Source organism: Maribellus mangrovi, from assembly GCF_037646455.1.
GTDB lineage: Bacteria > Bacteroidota > Bacteroidia > Bacteroidales > Prolixibacteraceae > Draconibacterium > Draconibacterium mangrovi_A.
The window spans coordinates 1,647,099-1,665,699 of the sequence record NZ_JBBIXN010000001.1; the positions used below are offsets into that span (position 1 = coordinate 1,647,099).

The window sequence follows — 18,601 nt, forward strand, 5'->3', positions numbered from 1 at the left end:
AAAGCAGAAAATAATGCGAGTTGTTATTCAAAAAGTAAAAGAAGCTTCAGTTACGGTTGAAGGTGAAATGATCTCATCGATCGGAAAGGGGCTGCTCGTTTTGGTCGGTATCGAAAGCGAAGATACCGATGACGACATTGCCTACCTTGTAAAAAAGATCGTTCAATTACGGGTATTCGACGATGAAAACGGAGTGATGAACCTGTCGGTTGCTGATGTTGATGGCGATGTGATTGTAGTGAGCCAGTTTACGCTTCAGGCCAGCACCAAAAAAGGCAACCGCCCGTCTTATATTCGCGCTGCCCGGCCTGAGCTTTCGATTCCCATGTACGAAAAATTTGTGGCGGCAACTACGACTGCTCTTGGGAAAAAAGTAGGTACCGGGAAATTTGGAGCCATGATGGATGTGGCACTCATTAATGATGGCCCTGTTACTATTATCATCGATTCGAAACAAAAAGATTTTTAAATGAAAACATTAACGATAAACGAAGCCCAGCAACAAGTTGACGAATGGATCAATACTATCGGCGTGCGTTATTTCAGTGAACTTACCAACATGGCGATACTTACGGAAGAAGTGGGCGAACTGGCGCGGATCATAGCCCGTAAATACGGCGATCAGTCGTTTAAAAAGTCGGACGAAGAATACAAGCTGGCAGATGAAATGGCCGATGTGCTTTGGGTACTTATATGTTTGGCCAACCAAACCGATGTGGATTTAAACGAAGCATTTCTAAAAAACATGGCTAAAAAAACATCGCGCGACAAAGACCGGCACCGGAATAATGACAAACTTAAATAAGCTGTTCCCGGGTTTACAGTCCTGTTTTACATTTCTGAAGAAAAATCCTGTTCCGCTGTAAAATTTCCCGAAATCACGCCCGTTGTCTTTATGAATTAAAAGTCTGATCATATTTCCGTACGTTATAAAACATTTATAACAAACGGGTTTCATGACTAAAATACTGTTTTCATAACAGAAATTTTCCTTACTTTGCTCATGCAACAAAAGTTGCATTTATTATCAGCAACAAGCAAGACGTAAAAGCAAAAATGGAAAATCTCGATTGGAAAAACCTGGGTTTTGGATACCGCGACGCCGATTTCAACGTACGCTGCTACTACCGCAATGGTGAATGGGGCGAACTGGAAGTCAGCACATCCAACACAATCAACATACATATGTCGGCAACGGCACTGCATTACGGACAGGAAGCTTTTGAAGGACTAAAAGCTTTTAAGGGAAAAGACGGAAGTATCCGCATTTTCCGCATGGACGAAAATGCGAAACGCATGCAGAGTTCATCGGATGGAATTCTGATGGCAAAATTACCGGTTGAAAAATTTACTGAAGCCGTAAGACTGGCCGTTAAGAAAAACGAACGTTTTGTTCCTCCTTACGATAGCGGAGCTGCTCTTTACATTCGTCCGTTGTTGATTGGTTCCGGTCCGCAAATTGGTGTAAAACCTGCCGACGAATACCTGTTCATGGTATTTGTTATGCCGGTTGGCCCGTATTTCCCCGAAGGATTTAAACCCACCAACCTGGTAATTTACCGCGAATACGACCGCGCGGCGCCACAGGGAACAGGTAAATACAAAGTTGGCGGAAACTACGCAGCCAGCATGTACGAAGGTAAAAAGGCCAAACAGGAAGGATTTTCTGCTGTGCTTTACCTCGATAGTAAAGAGAAAAAATACCTCGACGAATGCGGTCCTGCCAATTTCTTCGGGATTAAAAACAATACTTACATTACTCCGGAATCGGATTCAATTTTACCGTCGATCACCAACAAAAGTCTAATCGTTTTGGCTGAAGAAATGGGACTGAAGGTTGAACGCCGGAAAGTTCCGTATGAAGAACTGGCGGAGTTTGAAGAAGTGGGAGCCTGCGGAACCGCTGCTGTTATATCTCCAATTAAAGGCGTTTACGATGCCGATAACGACAAATGGTTTAAATACGGCAATCAGGAAGAAGCCGGCGAATGGTCGACCAAACTTTACAATAAACTGCGTGCCATCCAGTATGGCGACGAACCCGATACATACGGTTGGGTAGAAGTTGTAGAATAAAATACGCAGCATAAACCAGGAACCGTTCTTCGTATGAAGAGCGGTTTTTTTGTTACAGCTGGCTCACCGTGTACCCTTTCTGCCTGAGTTTATTCAGAACTCCGTCGGAACCTACCAAATGTGCAGCACCCATAATTACAAATTCTACTTCCGGTGTTTTCAGGTAGCTCTCCAGGTGAGACATCCAGTTGTTGTTTCTTTTCACAACCAGCGTTTGGTAGATATCGGGATAATTCAAATTAAAATCCTGCATCTGTTGCTGTAGTAGTTCCTGCTGTCCTGTTTTCCAATCCTCAATTAAATCAATAAATTCTTTTTCGTTGGTCTCAATATCTTCCAGCGAATACAGTACAAATTCATTTTCATTACCTTCTCCCATGCTTTCGATGAAACTAAGTTGCTCATCAAATGTCTCTAAAAAAAGCAGCGATTTCTCATCCCGGTTAGCTTTTGCTGTAAAGTGTACATCAACACCTTCGGTAGTAACGCCAAGCTTTTGTAGCGACTGAAACGTGAGCGTAATAATGACCATAGAGGGCTTAAACTTGTCCATAACTTTTATATTCAATTCCAGACCTTTACATACCGAATCCAATTTACTGTAAACATCTTCACTCAACACGCCACTCAATGTGCTTTCATCCTGAAACATCAGTTTCTGCTGCATCTTCATGGCATTCGAGGGATTATTCATTTCATTCATATCCATTTCTGTAGTCAGGATATCAGAATGATCATAAGCCTCATAAAACTCTTCCGGCAAAGGATAATCCTGGTTTCTCAGAATATGAATACTGCCTCCGATATAGAACTGGGTATCGTTTCCCTCAACTTTCCAAACCGAAGATTGAGAATGCGCTGCAAATGAAATCAGTAAAAGAATGGCGGTTGCGAAGAATAGGTGTTTCATCGGTTATTTTTAATGAGTTTTTTGTTAAAGATAAAATTTACCTGTAACATACCGACAAGTTATCCGTCGTATAGGATGTAAATGCCTCAGAAAACTAATGACAAGAGACGAATACAACCAGGCTGTTGATGAATACTCGGACCGATTGTTCCGCTTTGTGCTGAAAAGCATTAAGGACGTGCATAAGGCTGAAGATATTGTGCAGGATAGTTATGAGAAGCTGTGGAAGAATGTTGAGAATGTTAATGCTGTAAAAGTAAAATCATATCTTTTCACGACAGCTTACCACACGATGATCGACCGCATTCGCAAGGAAAAAAAATCGGTGCTTGCGGAAGATACCAGCATCCCGGAACAAGGGCGTGAAAACAGTTATTCGGATCTGGGCGAAATATTGAAAGAAGCTGTGGATCGGCTACCCGAAATTCAGCGAATGGTTTTGCTCTTGCGCGATTACGAAGGGTATAATTATAAAGAAATCGGTGAACTGACAAAGTTGAGCGAAGCACAGGTGAAAGTATACATTTACAGGGCGCGGGTATTTTTGAAAAAGTATATCGGGAGCATTGAAGCTGTTGCGTAAAAGGAGAGGAGAGCGAGATGGAAATTACAAGGAAAAATTACGAAGCATATTTTGTCGATTACCTCGAAGGTAAGCTCGAAGAAAAACTGGTGGACACCTTTATTGAGTTTTTACAGAAAAATCCCGATCTGAGAGAAGAATTAAATCTTTTTGAAGGTATTGAGGTTGTTCCCAAATCAACTTCATTTTCGAAAAAAGACAAGTTATACAAAGTAAAATACGACGAGGAGAAAGCATTTAACAAAACCGCTATCGATAACCTTGAAGGAGAAATTTCGGGAAAAGAAAAACGTGAATTTGAAAACTACCTGTCTGATCATCTTGACAAGCAGAGAGACGTAGAGCTTTTCTCTCAAACCATCCTCAAAGCCGACGAAAACATTCACTACGAACACAAAAAAAAGCTGTATAAAAAATCCGGGCGAACAATTGTATTATTCTGGGCAGGCAGAGTAGCTGCCGTGCTAATTTTGGCATTCGCCATTTTTAGTTTGATGAATACTAACGATAAAACCCTGGCTCCAGAAAACCAGGTGGCTCAGGTAGAAGAAAAAACTGAAAATACAGAACCGGCAAACACGGTTAAAACAGAAGAAACAATTCCCGAAGCCGTTGAAAATCAGCTTGCAGAAACAACACCAAAAGAAGAGCTTCTTCAGGCAAAAACAACAAATAGTATTCGGAACGCAACAAACCTAAGTTTAGAAGAAAAGAAATTGACACAGTTCCGTGTACCCGTCGAGAACATGCCAGAAATGAATTCGCTGATTGCATCAATCGATATTAAGGAACCGCAGCCGGTACTCGCTACTATGACATTGATCTACGAAGTAAATGAACCGGATGAAGAACATTTGCTGGCCGACAACCTGAAAAAAAAATTCAGCCTGAAAAAGATTACCAAAGCAGGATTAAATCTGGTAACCAGCATTTCGAACGAACGGTTTACCTACGAAACCAACGACAAAGGAAAAGTAACGGAATACAACTACGAATCACGACTGCTGGCATTCTCCATTCCTTCATCTCCTTCAGAAACGGAATAATATTTAATCACATAATTTCAGAAAAAGAGTTGTTTACGGACAACTCTTTTTTTATTGCCTGTAACTTTTCACCCGCACCGTCCGTCACAGCATCAGAACATTAAAACTGGAAAAGAAATGAAACAATTATTGATCTTTATTATTTGCGGATTAGTGGCCACCGGCAGCCTGGCGCAAAACGATACGACCGAGGTTAAAGTGATGAAAAAGAATGTGGTTACCATTGTTGAAGACGACGATCGCGTGGAAGTAGCCGTTGGCGATGGCATGGAAGTAATTACCGATGATTGGGGCGATACCACACACATTCGTATTGGACGACGCACCTTTAAAGTTATTGAAGGACACAACGGAACCTACGTAAAAGTGGAAAAAGACAAAAACCGTCCAAAATGGTCGGGTCGTTTTAATCCTCACTGGGCCGGTCTTGAAGTTGGACCAAACATGATTGGCAAGGCTGATTATTCATTTTATCAAGGAACGGAATATGAACAGTATGGTGAATTTCTTGATTTCAATCCGGGAAAATCGCTGACCTGGAACCTAAACATCATGGAATTTGCTTTTAAAAACGAACGTAAAACTTTTGGCGTGGTAACCGGTCTCGGATTCAGTTTTACTGATTATGCGTTTAATGATCCTGTAACCATAGAAAAACAGGATGGTTATGGAATGATTGTGCCGGTCGATATCCGTAAGGATAACGAATCTGTTCGAAAATCGAAGTTACATGTTAATTACATAACTGCGCCATTAATGCTCGAAGTAAAAACTCCGCTTCGAATGGGTAGCTCGCGTTTATATCTGGCCGGTGGTGTTATTGGCAGCCTGTATTTGGGTTCACATACAAAATATAAATATCACGGAGGTGAAAAAAATAAATCAAAAGGTGGTTATCATATCAACCAATGGAAATATGAGGTAACCGGACGTATTGGTTTTGGCGATTTTTGTGTGTTTGCTAATTACAGCATGACTTCGCTGTTTAAAGACAACAAGGGTCCTGAGATTTATCCGTTGATGATAGGTATATCATTCCCGAATATTTAAAGCCAAACAAGAATAATATTCAAGATTATCCCCGGTGTATAGCCGGGGATTTTTTATTTCGCGTAGTCTGATTAACTTAGGGTGAAATCACATTTTATCAGATGATCTTGGATATCGTACCTTTAGTAGGATTTCTACTTCTTGCGTTAATTTTGTTTTCCCGCATAATAACTCTGCACAAACAGGGTATTCAGCTTAGTTCAAAGGCCGCGAATAATAATAAGGTTTCTAAACTTTTACTTCCGGTTTTTGTACTGATATTTCTACTTTGGTTATTTGAAATCGTAAGACCGGCTTTTCAAATTTCTTTACATTTTCTTCCTGAACCTCTTTCAAACTGGCTTTCTGAATGTATTATATTGAAAATTACCGGTAGTATTTTTATTCTAATTTCTTTGATTATGTGGGTAATAACTCTCACACATTTCAACACCTCGCTTCGATTTGGCCTCGACAAAAACACCAGGGGAAAGTTAATAACCATCGGAATTTTTTCGATTTCTCGCAACCCGTTTTTTCTTTCGCTCGATATTTATTTCATCGGGACTGCAATGGTTTTGCCAAGTATCTTCTTTCTGGTTTTTGCAGCAACTACAGTAGTCAGCATTCACTTTTTTATTTTGAAAGAAGAACGTTTTATGGCTGATAATTACAGTGAAGAATACCTGAAATACCGCCAGAAAACACGAAGATATTTCTAAAAATCATTAGCTAACTGATCGGTTAGTTACAATCTAGTTAGTTGATTTTAATAGAAAATAAGGAACTTCGGCAAATGTGAGCCGAATAAAACAAGCATTCGCAAACAAGAAAATTATTGAAATACAGGGAGATAAAACAGAGTTTTTAGATCCGGTATATAAAAGCAGGCTAACACAGCACCATTTTGGGGTTCACAAATAACAGTTTATAAATCCAATTGAGAAATAATATTCTTGGGAAAAGCACTCTTTAAACGATCCGTTTCCGAAAAACCTGCTTCACGTGCTTTTTTGAGTGTGGAAATGGTTTCTTCCTGATCGCCTTTCCAGTATAACAGAAACGCAGAAAAAAAGAGCGTTTCCGGATTTTCGGGTTCCAGTATTTTATAGGCAGCTAAAATATTTTCAAGCTTTGCTGATTCCTTCTTTGCAATGGCCTGATTGCCGAGGGAATAACAGGCAATTCCCCAGAACGCTTTAATTCTCCGATACATGTCAACATTAAAAGAATCCTGTTCCGTACTCAATTTTTTGTTGATTGAATTTATCTCGTTCTGCCACCACAAACTGTCTTTTGTTGTCAATGCTTCCAGGTAGGGCTGACGCACACTCATTTCAAATTTCAGGCACTTTTCTAGCTTCTTCACCTGACTTTTGTAATCGTCGCCGGTTTTCAAGTTGAAGAATTCAGCCGCAAAATCTTTATCAGTATTGAAGGGAGCAGTTGATGACATATTCCAGGCAAGCAGTGTAGCTTTTAGAAAATCGCCCTGTTGTTTCAGTTTATCAATCCGCTCATGTTGATTATTGCAATAAGCCTTTATCAAAGACTTATCTGCCGACGGATTTTCGGACAAATAAAGAAAACCCAGGGCATCAGCCAGCATCGAACTATCGGGCCAGGAATGCGAAGCATTGGTCAATTCTATTTTCAGGTTTCCGGGAATTGTTTGCTCCTGAAAGAGGTACTGAGCAGTTTCCACAAAATTAAAATCATCCATTCCCGAAATGGAAATAACCGGGCAACTGAGTGCCCTGATCTGATCGGCACCTGACAAAGCACCACACATAATCAATCCGTTTACCGGATGTGATGAGGCATACCCCAGCGCCATCCGCGCGGCACCTGAAAAACCGCTGATAAAAACCGTTTGGTCTGTCGGGTATTTTTGGCGCACTTCTTCAAGTAGTGTTTGAATCGCCGTCGGATAATTTGCGTATGCATTTTTAACAAGATTCGAGGCCGCAAGAATTACCGGGTATTGCTCGGCACCGGCTTTAAATCTATTGAGAGCCAATTTCCCACCTCCGTGAGCATCTAAAAGAATCACAACCGGTAGTTTTTCTACCGTGTTTTTTCGCTGAGGGACAAATACCTCGTACGTGTGTTTCGGGTCCTGCTGACAACTGTCGGTTTTAATTATAACCGGCACTAATTTTTCAGGCTTGCCGGCCTGGTTACACGATTGAAGTCCGTACAACAGGACAAAAACTAAAACCACAAAAAAGTACCTCATCAACAGCAGTTTAGTAATTATAAATGGAAATACCTTCAGAATAAGTGTAGCTTTCTACAAACCAAAAACCTTTTCTCCGGCACTCCAGGTACTTTCAACTTTGGCATCCAAAACTTCCTGTGGCGAAGCGGTCATCAGGTCAGTATCCAGGATCACAAAATCGGCCAGCATTCCGGGAACCAACTGTCCTTTTTCATTTTCTTCGAACGACGATTTAGCTGCCCAGGTAGTCATGGCCCGCAAGGTTTGTTCTCGCGACCAGCCTTCATTCATATGCCAGCCACCTTCGGGCCAGCCGGTGTGATCGGCACGAAATACCGCCGAGTAAAAAGAATAGAGCGGGTAAATATTTTCTACCGGAAAGTCGGTTCCTGCGGGAATCCAACTGTTTTGTTCCAGCAAAGTCTGGTAAGCATAAGCACCTTTAATCCGTTCAGCTCCAACCCGGTCTTCGGCCCAGGGCATGTCGCTGGTGCAATGTGTGGGTTGAACTGAAGGCACAATCGAATACTTTCCAAATTTGTCAAAATCATCGGGATTAATGATCTGCGAATGTTCAATCCTCCAACGACGGTCGTTTTTGCCTTTCAGGAATTGAGCGTAAGTATCCAAAACCAAGCGGTTACCACCGTCGCCGATAGCATGAGTTGCTACTGCGTAATTATTCTCGTAAGCCAGCTGGCAGATTTTATCGTAAAACTCCTGAGTTTCGATTTGCAGTCCGCGGTTTCCGGGATCGTCGGAATAATCTTCCAACATTAATGCACCTCTTGATCCCAAAGCCCCGTCGGCATAAACTTTTATGGTATTTACCAGCAAGTGATCGGTTTTGTAAATTCCCGATCGTACAAAGTGTTCGAAATTCTCTTCCGTAGGGTCTAACATCGCATTGATACGCATGTTCAGCTCACCTGTTTTTTGCAGTTCATCCATCATCAAAATGGTATTCTTACTCAGTCCGCAATCGGTTACTGAAGTTAAGCCGGCAGCAAAACAATTCTTTTGCGCTTCTAGCAAACCGATTTCCTGCTGCTCGCGAGTCATTTCGGGTATGAATTTTCGAACAAGGCTCATGGCATTATCAATCAGAATTCCGGTGGGCTCCCCGTTTTTTACCACCACTTCTCCCCCATTCACTTTCGATTCGGCAGTAATTCCGGCAATTTCAAGCACTTTAGAGTTGCACCAACCGGCGTGTCCGTCGACCCGAACCAGGTAAACGGGAATATCAGGAAACAATTCATCGAGCTTCTCTTTTGTTGGAAATTCCTGAACTTCCCAGTCATTCTGGTCCCAGCTGCGCCCCAGTATCCATTCGCCCCCAAATTTTTCGTGATGTTCCTTCAAAATCAGGTAAATTTCTTCCGGACTTCTGGTATCGCGCAAATCGGCATACTGCATTAAGTCGGTAGCATATCCGTAGAAATGGCAATGAGCATCATTAAAACCCGGGTAAACAAATTTACCTTCGGCATCTACCACTTTGGTGCTTTTGTACTTATCAAGAATATGTTGCGAAGTACCGGTAGCAACAATTTTGCCTTCGCTAACGGCCAGCGCCTCTACTTTTGCAAAGGCATCATCAACCGTATAAACGCTGGCATTTTTAATAATCAGATCAACCTGTTTTTGCGAACACGACATCATAGTAAACAACAATATTAGGGCAATTGCCGGATTAAATTTCATAAGTAAAAAATTGTTTGTTTTAGTTGTAAATCATGTAACAAGCACTAGGTGCTAACCTCTCGTTTTTGAAATCTGACAGGTTAAATTTAATACTCGTTCTTCGTCTAAATAATTTTATCCAGATAAAGGTTTGCTCAACACTATTAAAAACAAATATATATTAAGCATTCTGTTTTCTAAAACATATCGTCAATAGTTTTGTAATTCAAGATATTATTAACTTTGACCGCTCACGAAAAGCAGAAGCAGATGTTTTCGGTTGGTATATTTACAACACATATTCCCTACATTGTTTTTGTGGTTTTCTATGCCTGGTTTCTGATCTTTGGCATGGAAGAAGCTAACAATGGAAAGATTCTGCTGTCTGATCGCTCCCAACAAATTGAATATCATTCAAATAAGCATCATTCGGAATATGTTTCCACGTTCGATTTTCAGCGTTCCATCTTTCATAAAAAACAGGAAATGGCTTTCCTGAATTATGAATGGGCGCATCATAAATTAAAGTGGCGACACCAGCAATCCTTTCATCTTCAGGAACACGTCGCCGAATGTCTTTTTTGCCGACCTCCACCGGAGTTGGCATAATTCCGAAAACACAACCAAAATCTAAAACCAAACCTTTTAAAAAGGTGATTTCCAAATTTTTAATTTCGACATGAAAAAATTTTATGCCGCTTTTTCTACATTGTGTACCTGCCAATCTGAGTATTTGCAGAACAAAAGAATTTCCATCAACGAATTTAAAGGGCAAAAAGAAGATGCTCCTGATCAAACTTCTTGTTCCTTTCATTTTTAAACACGATTTTTACAACAAAGAGCAACACTGTCCGGTTACAGAAGGTGTAGAGCTCTTCCAGATAAAACTTTTTAATATGAAGATTTCGCAACAACTGATCGATAAATACAATACCCCCGTGCCGCGATACACCAGTTATCCGCCGGCTAACTTTTTCACCACCGAATTTGATTCCGACGCCTACATTCGGGCATTGGAGCGTTCAAACAGTGAGGAGCCAAAGAACATTTCCATTTACATCCACATTCCCTTTTGCCCGAAAATATGTTATTACTGTGGTTGTAACACTCACCTGACAAGAGATGTGAACAAAATGCGCTTGTATGTAGATGCACTGAAAAAGGAAATTTTGATGGTGCGCAAGTACCTAGATACCGACCGTAAAGTTTCGCAGGTACACTGGGGGGGCGGAACGCCAAATTCGCTGCCCATTGAAATGATTGAAGAGATCATGGAACTGATTCATGCTAATTTCGATTTTATTGAGAAACCCGAAATTGCCATGGAATGCCACCCTGCCATGCTCGACGAGAATTTTATTGAAAAACTGGTAGCGCTGAAATTCAATCGATTTAGCCTGGGTATCCAGGATTTTGATGACAAAGTACTGGAAAATGTCAACCGCGATCCTTCAATTATTCCGGTTCAAAGGCTGGTTGACATGATCAGGAGCCACAAAAATACCAGTGTCAACCTCGACTTTATTTACGGACTTCCATATCAGGATGAAAAGTCGTTTGCAGCCACTATTAACAAAGCCATTGGCATTTCACCCGATCGCCTGGTTACCTTCTCGTACGCGCATGTTCCGTGGGTGAAAAAGGCACAAAAAATTCTCGAAACAAAAGGACTTCCTTCGGCCGAAGAAAAACTGGGCATGTTTACAACGGGTTTTCGTTTACTCACTGAAAATGGTTACGATGCTATCGGTCTCGACCATTTTGCCCGGCCCGACGATGAACTGAGCATTGCTTTCCGTGAGAAAAAACTGCACCGGAATTTCCAGGGGTACTCTACCCGCGAAACCACCGGGCAGGTATATGCATTCGGATCAACCGGAATCAGTCAGCTGGAAAATGCCTATGCTCAGAATGCGAAAGACACAAATACCTATGTGAAATCGATCAACGAGGGCCGTTTTACAGTTGAAAAAGGATACGAGCTGAGTCCGGCACAAAAAATTATTCGGCACGTCATCAACGAAATTATGTGCAACTATTACCTTTCGTGGAAAGATGCCGAATTGAGACTGAATGCATCCGAGGCAGAAATCAGGAATACGGTCAATTACGAAACATCCATTCTCAAGCAGTTTGCTGATGAAGGATTGCTGACATTCAACGAACAAGAAATTGTAGTGCTCGACCAGGGAAAATACTTTGTCAGAAACATTGCAGCAAGCTTTGATCCGGGCATGAAAAATGCCACACAAAAATTCTCAAAGGCACTTTAGTTATGAATAAACAAGATGCGAATATTGCCGTTGTGGGCGCAGGACTTTCCGGGCTCACCACCGCATTTTACCTCAAAAAACATGGTTTCCGCGTTCATGTTTACGAAAAAGCGGATCGTGCCGGAGGTGTGATAAAAACCACACACGAAGAAGGTTTTGTTTTTGAATCGGGGCCAAATACCGGCTCGATGTCGCGGGTTGAAGCCGCAGAACTTTTTGAAGATTTGGGCGACGATTGCATCCTTGAAACCGCCGATGAATCAGCCAAAGCACGCTGGATTTGGCTGAACGGAAAATGGTGTGTTATTCCTTCCGGACTACTCGGGGGAATTACTACTCCCCTTTTTAGCTTTTCAGACAAATTGCGCTTGCTGGGCGAACCTTTCCGGAAACGGGGAAGCAATCCCGACGAAACCATTGCCGAACTGGTACGTCGGCGCATGGGAAAAACCTTTTTGCGAAATGCAGTCGATCCGTTTATTTCGGGTGTGTACTCGGGCGATCCTGAAAAACTGGTCACACGTTTTGCACTGCCTAAACTTTATGCACTCGAACAAGAGTACGGAAGCTTTATAAAAGGCGGGATTAAAAAGGCTAAAGAGCCAAAAACCGAGCGGGATAAAAAAGCCACGAAAGACGTATTTTCTGCCGAAGGCGGATTGGAAAACCTCATAAAAGCACTGGCTAAACACATTGGGGAAGAGAACATCACCTTGGGCTGCAATCCCGTTTTTGAAAAAGACAAGAATTCGAATAGCTATAAATTTGAAGACGAATCATACACGCACGTTATCTCCACCGTTGGCGCATATGCCATTCAAAATGTATTTCCCTTTTTGCCAAAACAGAAAGCACAACAGATCGATAAAATGAAATACGCCAAAGTAACACAGGTAACTTTGGGTTTCAAACAATGGAAAGGCATCCCGATTAAATCGTTTGGCGGCCTGGTTCCATCAGCAGAAAAACGCGATGTGCTCGGTATATTATTTCTCTCTTCGTTTCTGAAACAACGCGCACCAAAAGGCGGTGCTTTGCTCTCGGTCTTTCTGGGTGGAGTGCGACGTCCGGAATTGTTCGAACTGAACGATGATGAACTGCTTAAAATTGTTGAACGCGAAGTGAAGGACATGATGCAGCTGGAAACATTTGATCCGGATGTTTGCAGGATCTTCCGTTACGAGCATGCTATCCCACAATACAGTTTTGAGAGTGAACAGAAACTGGCTGCGATTGTTGAACTCCAAAACGAATTTCCTGGCCTGGTACTTGCCGGCAATATCCGCGACGGAATTGGCATGGCCGACCGGATTCGTCAGGGAAGACTTACAGCCGATAAACTGGCCGAAGAAATTTAATCGTATCGCATTGGAGAACATTAAAAATATTGCATCCGTTTTTTCAGAACTGCAGGCAGAAATTTGCCACAATCTGGAGCTTGCCGACGGCAAAGCACATTTTGGAAGCGATAAATGGAAAAAAGAAATTGGTGGCGGAATAACACGGGTTATTCAAGACGGAAACGTGATTGAAAAAGGAGCGGTAAATTTTTCTTTTGTTGAAGGAAAATTAAGCGAACGTATGGAAGCGGTTCTGGGAGAAAAAGCCGATAATTACGCTGCAACGGGAATTTCGTCCATCCTGCATGCCAAAAATCCCTGGGTTCCGACCATACACATGAATGTTCGGTATTTTGCCCTCGACAATGGTGTATCGTGGTTTGGAGGCGGAATCGACCTTACTCCTTCCATCATTGTTCCCGAAGAAGCCAGGTGGTTTCACGAGCAGCTAAATGAAATTTGCGATCGTTCTCACCCCGATTATTATTCCAGGTTTAAAAAATGGGCCGATGATTATTACTTCTTGCCTCATCGTAACGAAACTCGTGGTGTTGGCGGTATTTTCTTCGATCGCTTAAAGCCGGATGAAGATGTTGATTTCGAGCAGCTTTTCGGATTTGTGGTAGCTCAGGCCAAATCTTACCCGTTGATTTATTCTGAGTTTATGAAGAATAGTGAAAAGCCTTATACAGAACGTGAAAAAAGGTGGCAATCAATTCGCCGGGGAAGGTATGTTGAATTTAACCTGGTGAACGACCGTGGAACCAAATTCGGATTGGAATCAAACGGAAACACCGAATCTATTTTAGTGAGCATGCCCGCCAATGCGTCGTGGGAATACAACTTCAGTCCGGAGCCGGGATCGCAGGAAGAAAAAACACAGGAGCTATTGAAAAAAGATATAAATTGGATCGGATTTAAAACAAATTAACGGATTATGAAGAGAGCTGTACTATTGATCAACGTTGGCAGCCCCGATGCACCAACAGTACCTGCAGTACGTCGTTACCTGACGCAGTTTCTGAATGATAAGCATGTTATCGATTTGCCCTGGCTGCTTCGGAAATTCCTGGTAAACCTCATCATCATTCCGTTTCGGGTAAAAAATTCGACCAAACTGTACCTGCAGCTTTGGACCAAAAAAGGTTCTCCGCTGATCTATCTTACGCGCGATCTTCAGGAAAAACTGCAAGAAAAAATGGCCGGAAAAGCCGATATTTATATGGGCATGCGCTATGGAAATCCAAGTTACAAAAAAGCGTTGGCAGAAATTAAGCAAAAAGGGTATGATGAACTGGTACTGGTACCATTGTTCCCGCAGCATGCCATGTCTACAACTGAAACAGCAATCGTTGCAGCAGAAAAGGAAATAAAAAAACTGGGCCTTCAGGCAAAAGTTTTAAAAACAGAGCAGTTCTACGACCACCCCAAATTTGTGGATTCCTTTGTTAAACAAGCTCAAAAATACGACCTCTCGAAATTCGATCATGTAATATTTTCATACCACGGTTTGCCCAACCGGCAGGTTGAAAAATGCCACCCGGGAATTACGGTTGATACCTGTTCGTGCGAAAAGAGTCTTCCCGAGCATGGAAAATATTGTTACCGTGCCACCTGCTACGAAACCTCGCGTTTACTGGCCGATCGTTTACAACTAAAACCAACGGATTATACGGTTTCATTCCAATCGCGTCTGTCGAAAAACTGGCTCACTCCGTTTACCGATAAAACGCTGATGAAATTGGTTGAAGCAGGCAAAAAGAAGGTGATCGTGCTTGCGCCTTCGTTTGTTACCGATTGTCTGGAAACAATCCTTGAAATTGGCGTGGAATATGGCGATGATTTTAGAGCTGAAGGAGGCGAAAAACTGCAAATGGTTGACAGCTTGAATGCAGAAGATCATTGGGTAGATGCGCTGGCCGGGATCATTTCGGAAGAAGAAATGACGAAATGATATTGTTGGATAAAATAGAGTTACTTGAAGGTGTGACAAGCAACGAATTGTGGTGGAGGGTGACGGTCACCTGTATTGCAACATTCCTGGTAAATCTCCCTTTTGGATACATGCGCGGCAGTTTTCGGAAATTATCATTCTGGTGGTTCGTATTTATTCACGCACCGGTTCCATTGATCATCCTGATCCGCAAATTCCACGACCTTAAACTCACCTGGACTTTGGCTCCATTTTTATTGGGCAGCTTTTTCCTGGGGCAATATGTCGGGCGCAAGATCTATGCTAAATATCCTTTTCGGAAAAAGAAAGAGTAGTTATTTTATTTCACTACCACAGTTTTCACATTCATAAACTCTTTAATTCCCTGGGCAGCCAATTCGCGTCCAAAGCCACTGGTTTTTATCCCGCCAAAAGGTAAGCGAGGATCTGATTTTACGAAGTCGTTTACAAAACAGGCACCGGCTTCCAGTTCCATTTCAGCAATATGTTCTCCTTTTTTCAGATCGCGGGTGAACACGGCTGCACCCAATCCAAAATCAGTATCGTTGGCTACGGCAATGGCTTCTTTCGCGTCTTTCACTTTTATTACCGAAGCTACCGGTCCAAACAATTCTTCATCGTAGGCCGGCATTCCGGGCTGTACATTTTCCAAAATTGTGGGCGGATAATAAGCTCCGTTGCGATGTGGAACTTCTCCACCTATAATAACTTCAGCCCCTTTTTTCACCGAGTCAACTACCTGTTGGTGTAATTCGTCGCGAAGATCGGTACGTGCCAGTGGCCCTATTGCTGAATCTTCATCGGTAGGATCGCCAAAACCTGCAGCAGCCATTTCATGGGTAAATTCTTCCAGAAAATGTGCATAAACCTCTTCTTCAACAATAAAACGCTTTGCACCAATACAGCTTTGCCCGGCATTCAGGAGACGTCCGGCAGCACATTTTTTGGCCGCTTTTTCAATGTTGGCATCCTGAAGAATCAAATACGGATCGCTGCCACCCAGTTCCAACACACATTTTTTTAGCTCGGCGCCTGCAAGGGCAGCCACGCTTTTCCCGGCCGGAGTTGATCCGGTTAAACTAACCGTTTTTATTGCTTTATGCTGAATGATTTTGGCCACTTGTTTGCTTCCAACCAATAAGCTGCGAAAAACATTTTCGGGAAAGCCGGCTTCGCGGAATAATTCTTCGATGGCCAAGGAGCAGCCGGGCACATTACTCGCATGTTTCAACACCGCAGTATTCCCGGCCATAAGCGTTGGTGCAGCAAAACGAAACACCTGCCAAAATGGAAAATTCCAGGGCATAATCGCCAGAATAGTTCCGAGGGGCTGATACGAAACATACGATTTTGTAGCTTCCGTTACTATCGGTTCGTTTTCCAGAAAACTTTCGGCATTCGAAGCATAATAATCACAAACCCAGGCACACTTTTCAATTTCGGCAATGCCTTCGCGTTTCACTTTCCCCATTTCCTGCGCCATAAGAAAAGCAAGTTCATTTTTCTTCGATTTCAGTACGCTCGAAAGGTTTTGCATCAACTGGCTGCGGTACATAAACGAAGTACTTCGCCAGTGGTGCCAGGTTTTATCTACCGAATTGATGATTTTTTCTATTCCGTCGGGCGTATGCGTTTTGTAATTCTTAATTCGCTCACCGGTTGCTGGATTGATCGATTGCATCATCTATATCTGTTGATTTGAATAAAAATCGAATTTACAAAAAATATGTTCCGGTTAATACGCTTTTGGATTGGTCTTCATTTAAAATCAGGGTTAAATTTGCAAAAAAAGGAGCTTCTTTACCGGGAAGCTCCTTTTCAAAATCCAAACTAAGTTAACAGTTATAATTTGCCGTCTGTCATTCCTAATATAAAGTCAGTTACCGGAACTTTAAACCTGATTTTATCGTATCCGGGTTTCAGAATCGTTAAGTGCTCTGAATATTCTGCACTACCAATATAACCATAGCCGTTAGTTGTTCTGGCCCAACCGGTTAAACGAAATTGATAGGCACAGGTAACCGGTGGAACCCAAACACCACTTGCGGGTATTTGCAGATTAAGCACGCCTGCCCAGTTTCCCGATCCGGGATAGTTTTGTGAATCGATGAGCGTACTTTGATTGCTGCCGTAATGAGCTGTTAGCCGAAACAATCGCAAATTTCCCTCGGGATCGTGTGCGGTAATGTTAAACTTTAATCCATCAGTATCGCTGGTAAGTTTTACAATGGAACACGCCTGTTGTTGCGCACCATTATGTGTAATACTGTTAATGTTTAATTCCGGCAGATTGTTATCAATATACAACGTCAGTATTTCAGTATCGGCTGAATAAGCATCTACGTCTATTCGGAATTGATGTAAACCGGTTCCCATTCCAATCGTACTAAACTGAATCAATAAATCGTCGATGGAATAATCGACAGCCGGACTCGGAATAACATATTTATCATCGGTATCGGGGCCAAAGTGCTGCAAAATATACTGATGAGTTGCATTATCCCATTTGTAATTTTTCCACGAACTTAGCAAAGGAGAAAAGGCTCCCGACGTTCCTTCGCGGTGCAACACCCTGTATTTTTTTCCGGCCAGCGATGCCAGGGTTGTTCGGTTTCCAATGATATTTAGTTTGCCTCCAAATGCCGCATTCTGAACATACGGATGATAACCGGAAGCTGTAGTTGCTCTTCCCGAAACAATTTTGTCGAATGGTATTAAACCGACACCACCAAAAACAGTTCCCATTGATCCGGAAGGGAAAACACGTTTTTTAGATAGGAATAAATAATGCAAAGCCGCAAAATTGGTATAAAAATCACCGGGTTCGTTGTGATGAAAAGCGGGATTGCTGGAAGCGATCCGAAATCCAAATCGGGTGTACGGAAACCAATATCCGAGCGAGACATTAAGATCGGATAAAAGAAACTGCATTTTCCAAATGCGGTGTGGTGTCTCCGAATTCGGCGAAGGGCCAAATTCTATTCTGCATTTCGAAGGACTTGTTTCGTTGATTAATCCCGTCCATCTGCCGGGTCCAAGATAATATTGCCGGCCCATTTTATCCGGGTTTCCCGGGTAAAGACCATAATTAACATCGTAGTTAGGGGTGATTGCTGCGTTTCTGTTACGGTCGAATGTAAACCAAAAATAATCTCCCGTGCCGGGATCATTTCCCTGATCGGCGGTTACATCCAATGCCACATACAGAAACTCGCTGTTGTTTTTTACCATCATTTTCCCTTTGGCAATGCTCAAAACACCAGCATCTGCCCATAAAGGATCGTTGATGGAATCGTCCAAATTGATGGGTACATCTACCCATGTACTAACTAATGTACTCATGATAAATAAATTTTGGGTTAAAAAATTATTATTCAAAATCATGGTTTGAATGATTTTGAAGATTTAATGATTGAAAAATTGTACAATAAAAGTTACGGCTTTTATGGTTGAAATCATAATTTACCGAACCACCAAAATCCT

General features: G+C 42.2%; 18 protein-coding genes. 12 read left to right on the forward strand and 6 right to left on the reverse strand.

Annotated elements, in window-relative coordinates; all coding sequences use genetic code 11:
- Positions 1–13: 13 nt before the first annotated feature.
- The 3 genes from dtd to WFY05_RS06330 all read left to right on the forward strand — a co-directional run bounded on the left by dtd (position 14) and on the right by WFY05_RS06330 (position 2,076).
- Entirely contained in the window at positions 14–469 is a 456-nt protein-coding gene (dtd, locus tag WFY05_RS06320; RefSeq protein ID WP_340111917.1) for a D-aminoacyl-tRNA deacylase, read from the forward strand.
- Positions 470–805, forward strand: coding sequence for a nucleotide pyrophosphohydrolase (locus WFY05_RS06325; RefSeq protein ID WP_340111918.1), 336 nt, complete (start codon positions 470–472; stop codon positions 803–805).
- A gap of 221 nt (positions 806–1,026) precedes the next feature.
- Entirely contained in the window at positions 1,027–2,076 is a 1,050-nt protein-coding gene (locus WFY05_RS06330; protein ID WP_340112268.1) for a branched-chain amino acid aminotransferase, read from the forward strand.
- 52 nt (positions 2,077–2,128) lie between these two features.
- Here WFY05_RS06330 and WFY05_RS06335 read toward each other — a convergent pair whose 3' ends face one another.
- Positions 2,129–2,986 (reverse strand): TraB/GumN family protein, encoded by an 858-nt coding sequence (locus tag WFY05_RS06335; protein ID WP_340111919.1) that lies wholly within the window; start codon positions 2,984–2,986, stop codon positions 2,129–2,131.
- A 97-nt stretch (positions 2,987–3,083) separates the two neighbouring features.
- On the opposite strand from WFY05_RS06335, the gene WFY05_RS06340 reads away from it, so the two are divergent.
- The 4 genes from WFY05_RS06340 (at position 3,084) to WFY05_RS06355 (ending at position 6,366) form a co-directional block, all read left to right on the forward strand.
- Entirely contained in the window at positions 3,084–3,569 is a 486-nt protein-coding gene (locus tag WFY05_RS06340; RefSeq protein WP_340111920.1) for an RNA polymerase sigma factor, read from the forward strand.
- Between the two features lie 17 nt (positions 3,570–3,586).
- Positions 3,587–4,615, forward strand: coding sequence for a hypothetical protein (locus WFY05_RS06345; protein ID WP_340111921.1), 1,029 nt, complete (start codon positions 3,587–3,589; stop codon positions 4,613–4,615).
- A gap of 117 nt (positions 4,616–4,732) precedes the next feature.
- Positions 4,733–5,665 carry an outer membrane beta-barrel protein gene (locus WFY05_RS06350; protein ID WP_340111922.1) on the forward strand — a complete coding sequence of 311 codons (933 nt, stop codon included), beginning with the start codon at positions 4,733–4,735 and terminating at the stop codon, positions 5,663–5,665.
- Positions 5,666–5,766: 101 nt separating this feature from the next.
- A complete protein-coding gene (locus WFY05_RS06355) occupies positions 5,767–6,366 on the forward strand; it encodes a methyltransferase family protein (RefSeq protein WP_340111923.1) in 600 nt (199 codons plus the stop codon).
- Between the two features lie 206 nt (positions 6,367–6,572).
- Here WFY05_RS06355 and WFY05_RS06360 read toward each other — a convergent pair whose 3' ends face one another.
- The 3 genes from WFY05_RS06360 to WFY05_RS06370 form a co-directional block, all read right to left on the reverse strand.
- The gene (locus WFY05_RS06360; RefSeq protein ID WP_340111924.1) at positions 6,573–7,883 is read right to left on the reverse strand and encodes an alpha/beta hydrolase family protein; all 1,311 of its coding nucleotides are present in this window, start codon (positions 7,881–7,883) and stop codon (positions 6,573–6,575) included.
- A 54-nt stretch (positions 7,884–7,937) separates the two neighbouring features.
- A complete protein-coding gene (locus WFY05_RS06365; protein ID WP_340111925.1) occupies positions 7,938–9,572 on the reverse strand; it encodes an amidohydrolase in 1,635 nt (544 codons plus the stop codon).
- A 340-nt stretch (positions 9,573–9,912) separates the two neighbouring features.
- A complete protein-coding gene (locus WFY05_RS06370; protein ID WP_340111926.1) occupies positions 9,913–10,365 on the reverse strand; it encodes a hypothetical protein in 453 nt (150 codons plus the stop codon).
- Positions 10,366–10,447: 82 nt separating this feature from the next.
- Between WFY05_RS06370 and hemN the strand changes: the two genes are divergently transcribed.
- The 5 genes from hemN to WFY05_RS06395 are packed head-to-tail and all read left to right on the forward strand — an operon-like array spanning position 10,448 to position 15,432.
- The gene (gene hemN / locus WFY05_RS06375; protein ID WP_340111927.1) at positions 10,448–11,824 is read left to right on the forward strand and encodes an oxygen-independent coproporphyrinogen III oxidase; all 1,377 of its coding nucleotides are present in this window, start codon (positions 10,448–10,450) and stop codon (positions 11,822–11,824) included.
- A gap of 2 nt (positions 11,825–11,826) precedes the next feature.
- Positions 11,827–13,182: a protoporphyrinogen oxidase gene (gene hemG / locus WFY05_RS06380; RefSeq protein ID WP_340111928.1), complete on the forward strand. Its 1,356-nt coding sequence runs from the start codon at positions 11,827–11,829 to the stop codon at positions 13,180–13,182.
- A gap of 10 nt (positions 13,183–13,192) precedes the next feature.
- A complete protein-coding gene (hemF, locus tag WFY05_RS06385; RefSeq protein WP_340111929.1) occupies positions 13,193–14,095 on the forward strand; it encodes an oxygen-dependent coproporphyrinogen oxidase in 903 nt (300 codons plus the stop codon).
- Positions 14,096–14,101: 6 nt separating this feature from the next.
- Positions 14,102–15,118 (forward strand): ferrochelatase, encoded by a 1,017-nt coding sequence (gene hemH, locus WFY05_RS06390; RefSeq protein WP_340111930.1) that lies wholly within the window; start codon positions 14,102–14,104, stop codon positions 15,116–15,118.
- A gap of 5 nt (positions 15,119–15,123) precedes the next feature.
- A complete protein-coding gene (locus tag WFY05_RS06395; protein WP_340111931.1) occupies positions 15,124–15,432 on the forward strand; it encodes a hypothetical protein in 309 nt (102 codons plus the stop codon).
- Positions 15,433–15,437: 5 nt separating this feature from the next.
- Here WFY05_RS06395 and WFY05_RS06400 read toward each other — a convergent pair whose 3' ends face one another.
- Both WFY05_RS06400 and WFY05_RS06405 read right to left on the reverse strand, forming a co-directional pair.
- Positions 15,438–16,802 carry an NAD-dependent succinate-semialdehyde dehydrogenase gene (locus WFY05_RS06400; RefSeq protein ID WP_340111932.1) on the reverse strand — a complete coding sequence of 455 codons (1,365 nt, stop codon included), beginning with the start codon at positions 16,800–16,802 and terminating at the stop codon, positions 15,438–15,440.
- Between the two features lie 158 nt (positions 16,803–16,960).
- The gene (locus WFY05_RS06405) at positions 16,961–18,460 is read right to left on the reverse strand and encodes a hypothetical protein (protein ID WP_340111933.1); all 1,500 of its coding nucleotides are present in this window, start codon (positions 18,458–18,460) and stop codon (positions 16,961–16,963) included.
- Positions 18,461–18,601 lie beyond the last annotated feature (141 nt).

Excerpts from the sequence above, each read along its gene's own strand:
- dtd (WP_340111917.1), top strand. The coding sequence starts at position 14 with ATGCGAGTTGTTATTCAAAAAGTAAAAGAAGCTTCAGTTACGGTTGAA.
- WFY05_RS06325 (WP_340111918.1), top strand. The coding sequence starts at position 470 with ATGAAAACATTAACGATAAACGAAGCCCAGCAACAAGTTGACGAATGG.
- WFY05_RS06335 (WP_340111919.1), bottom strand. The coding sequence starts at position 2,986 with ATGAAACACCTATTCTTCGCAACCGCCATTCTTTTACTGATTTCATTT.
- WFY05_RS06340 (WP_340111920.1), top strand. The coding sequence starts at position 3,084 with ATGACAAGAGACGAATACAACCAGGCTGTTGATGAATACTCGGACCGA.
- WFY05_RS06345 (WP_340111921.1), top strand. The coding sequence starts at position 3,587 with ATGGAAATTACAAGGAAAAATTACGAAGCATATTTTGTCGATTACCTC.
- WFY05_RS06350 (WP_340111922.1), top strand. The coding sequence starts at position 4,733 with ATGAAACAATTATTGATCTTTATTATTTGCGGATTAGTGGCCACCGGC.
- WFY05_RS06355 (WP_340111923.1), top strand. The coding sequence starts at position 5,767 with ATGATCTTGGATATCGTACCTTTAGTAGGATTTCTACTTCTTGCGTTA.
- WFY05_RS06360 (WP_340111924.1), bottom strand. The coding sequence starts at position 7,883 with ATGAGGTACTTTTTTGTGGTTTTAGTTTTTGTCCTGTTGTACGGACTT.
- WFY05_RS06365 (WP_340111925.1), bottom strand. The coding sequence starts at position 9,572 with ATGAAATTTAATCCGGCAATTGCCCTAATATTGTTGTTTACTATGATG.
- WFY05_RS06370 (WP_340111926.1), bottom strand. The coding sequence starts at position 10,365 with ATGAAAGGAACAAGAAGTTTGATCAGGAGCATCTTCTTTTTGCCCTTT.
- hemN (WP_340111927.1), top strand. The coding sequence starts at position 10,448 with ATGAAGATTTCGCAACAACTGATCGATAAATACAATACCCCCGTGCCG.
- hemG (WP_340111928.1), top strand. The coding sequence starts at position 11,827 with ATGAATAAACAAGATGCGAATATTGCCGTTGTGGGCGCAGGACTTTCC.
- hemH (WP_340111930.1), top strand. The coding sequence starts at position 14,102 with ATGAAGAGAGCTGTACTATTGATCAACGTTGGCAGCCCCGATGCACCA.
- WFY05_RS06400 (WP_340111932.1), bottom strand. The coding sequence starts at position 16,802 with ATGATGCAATCGATCAATCCAGCAACCGGTGAGCGAATTAAGAATTAC.
- WFY05_RS06405 (WP_340111933.1), bottom strand. The coding sequence starts at position 18,460 with ATGAGTACATTAGTTAGTACATGGGTAGATGTACCCATCAATTTGGAC.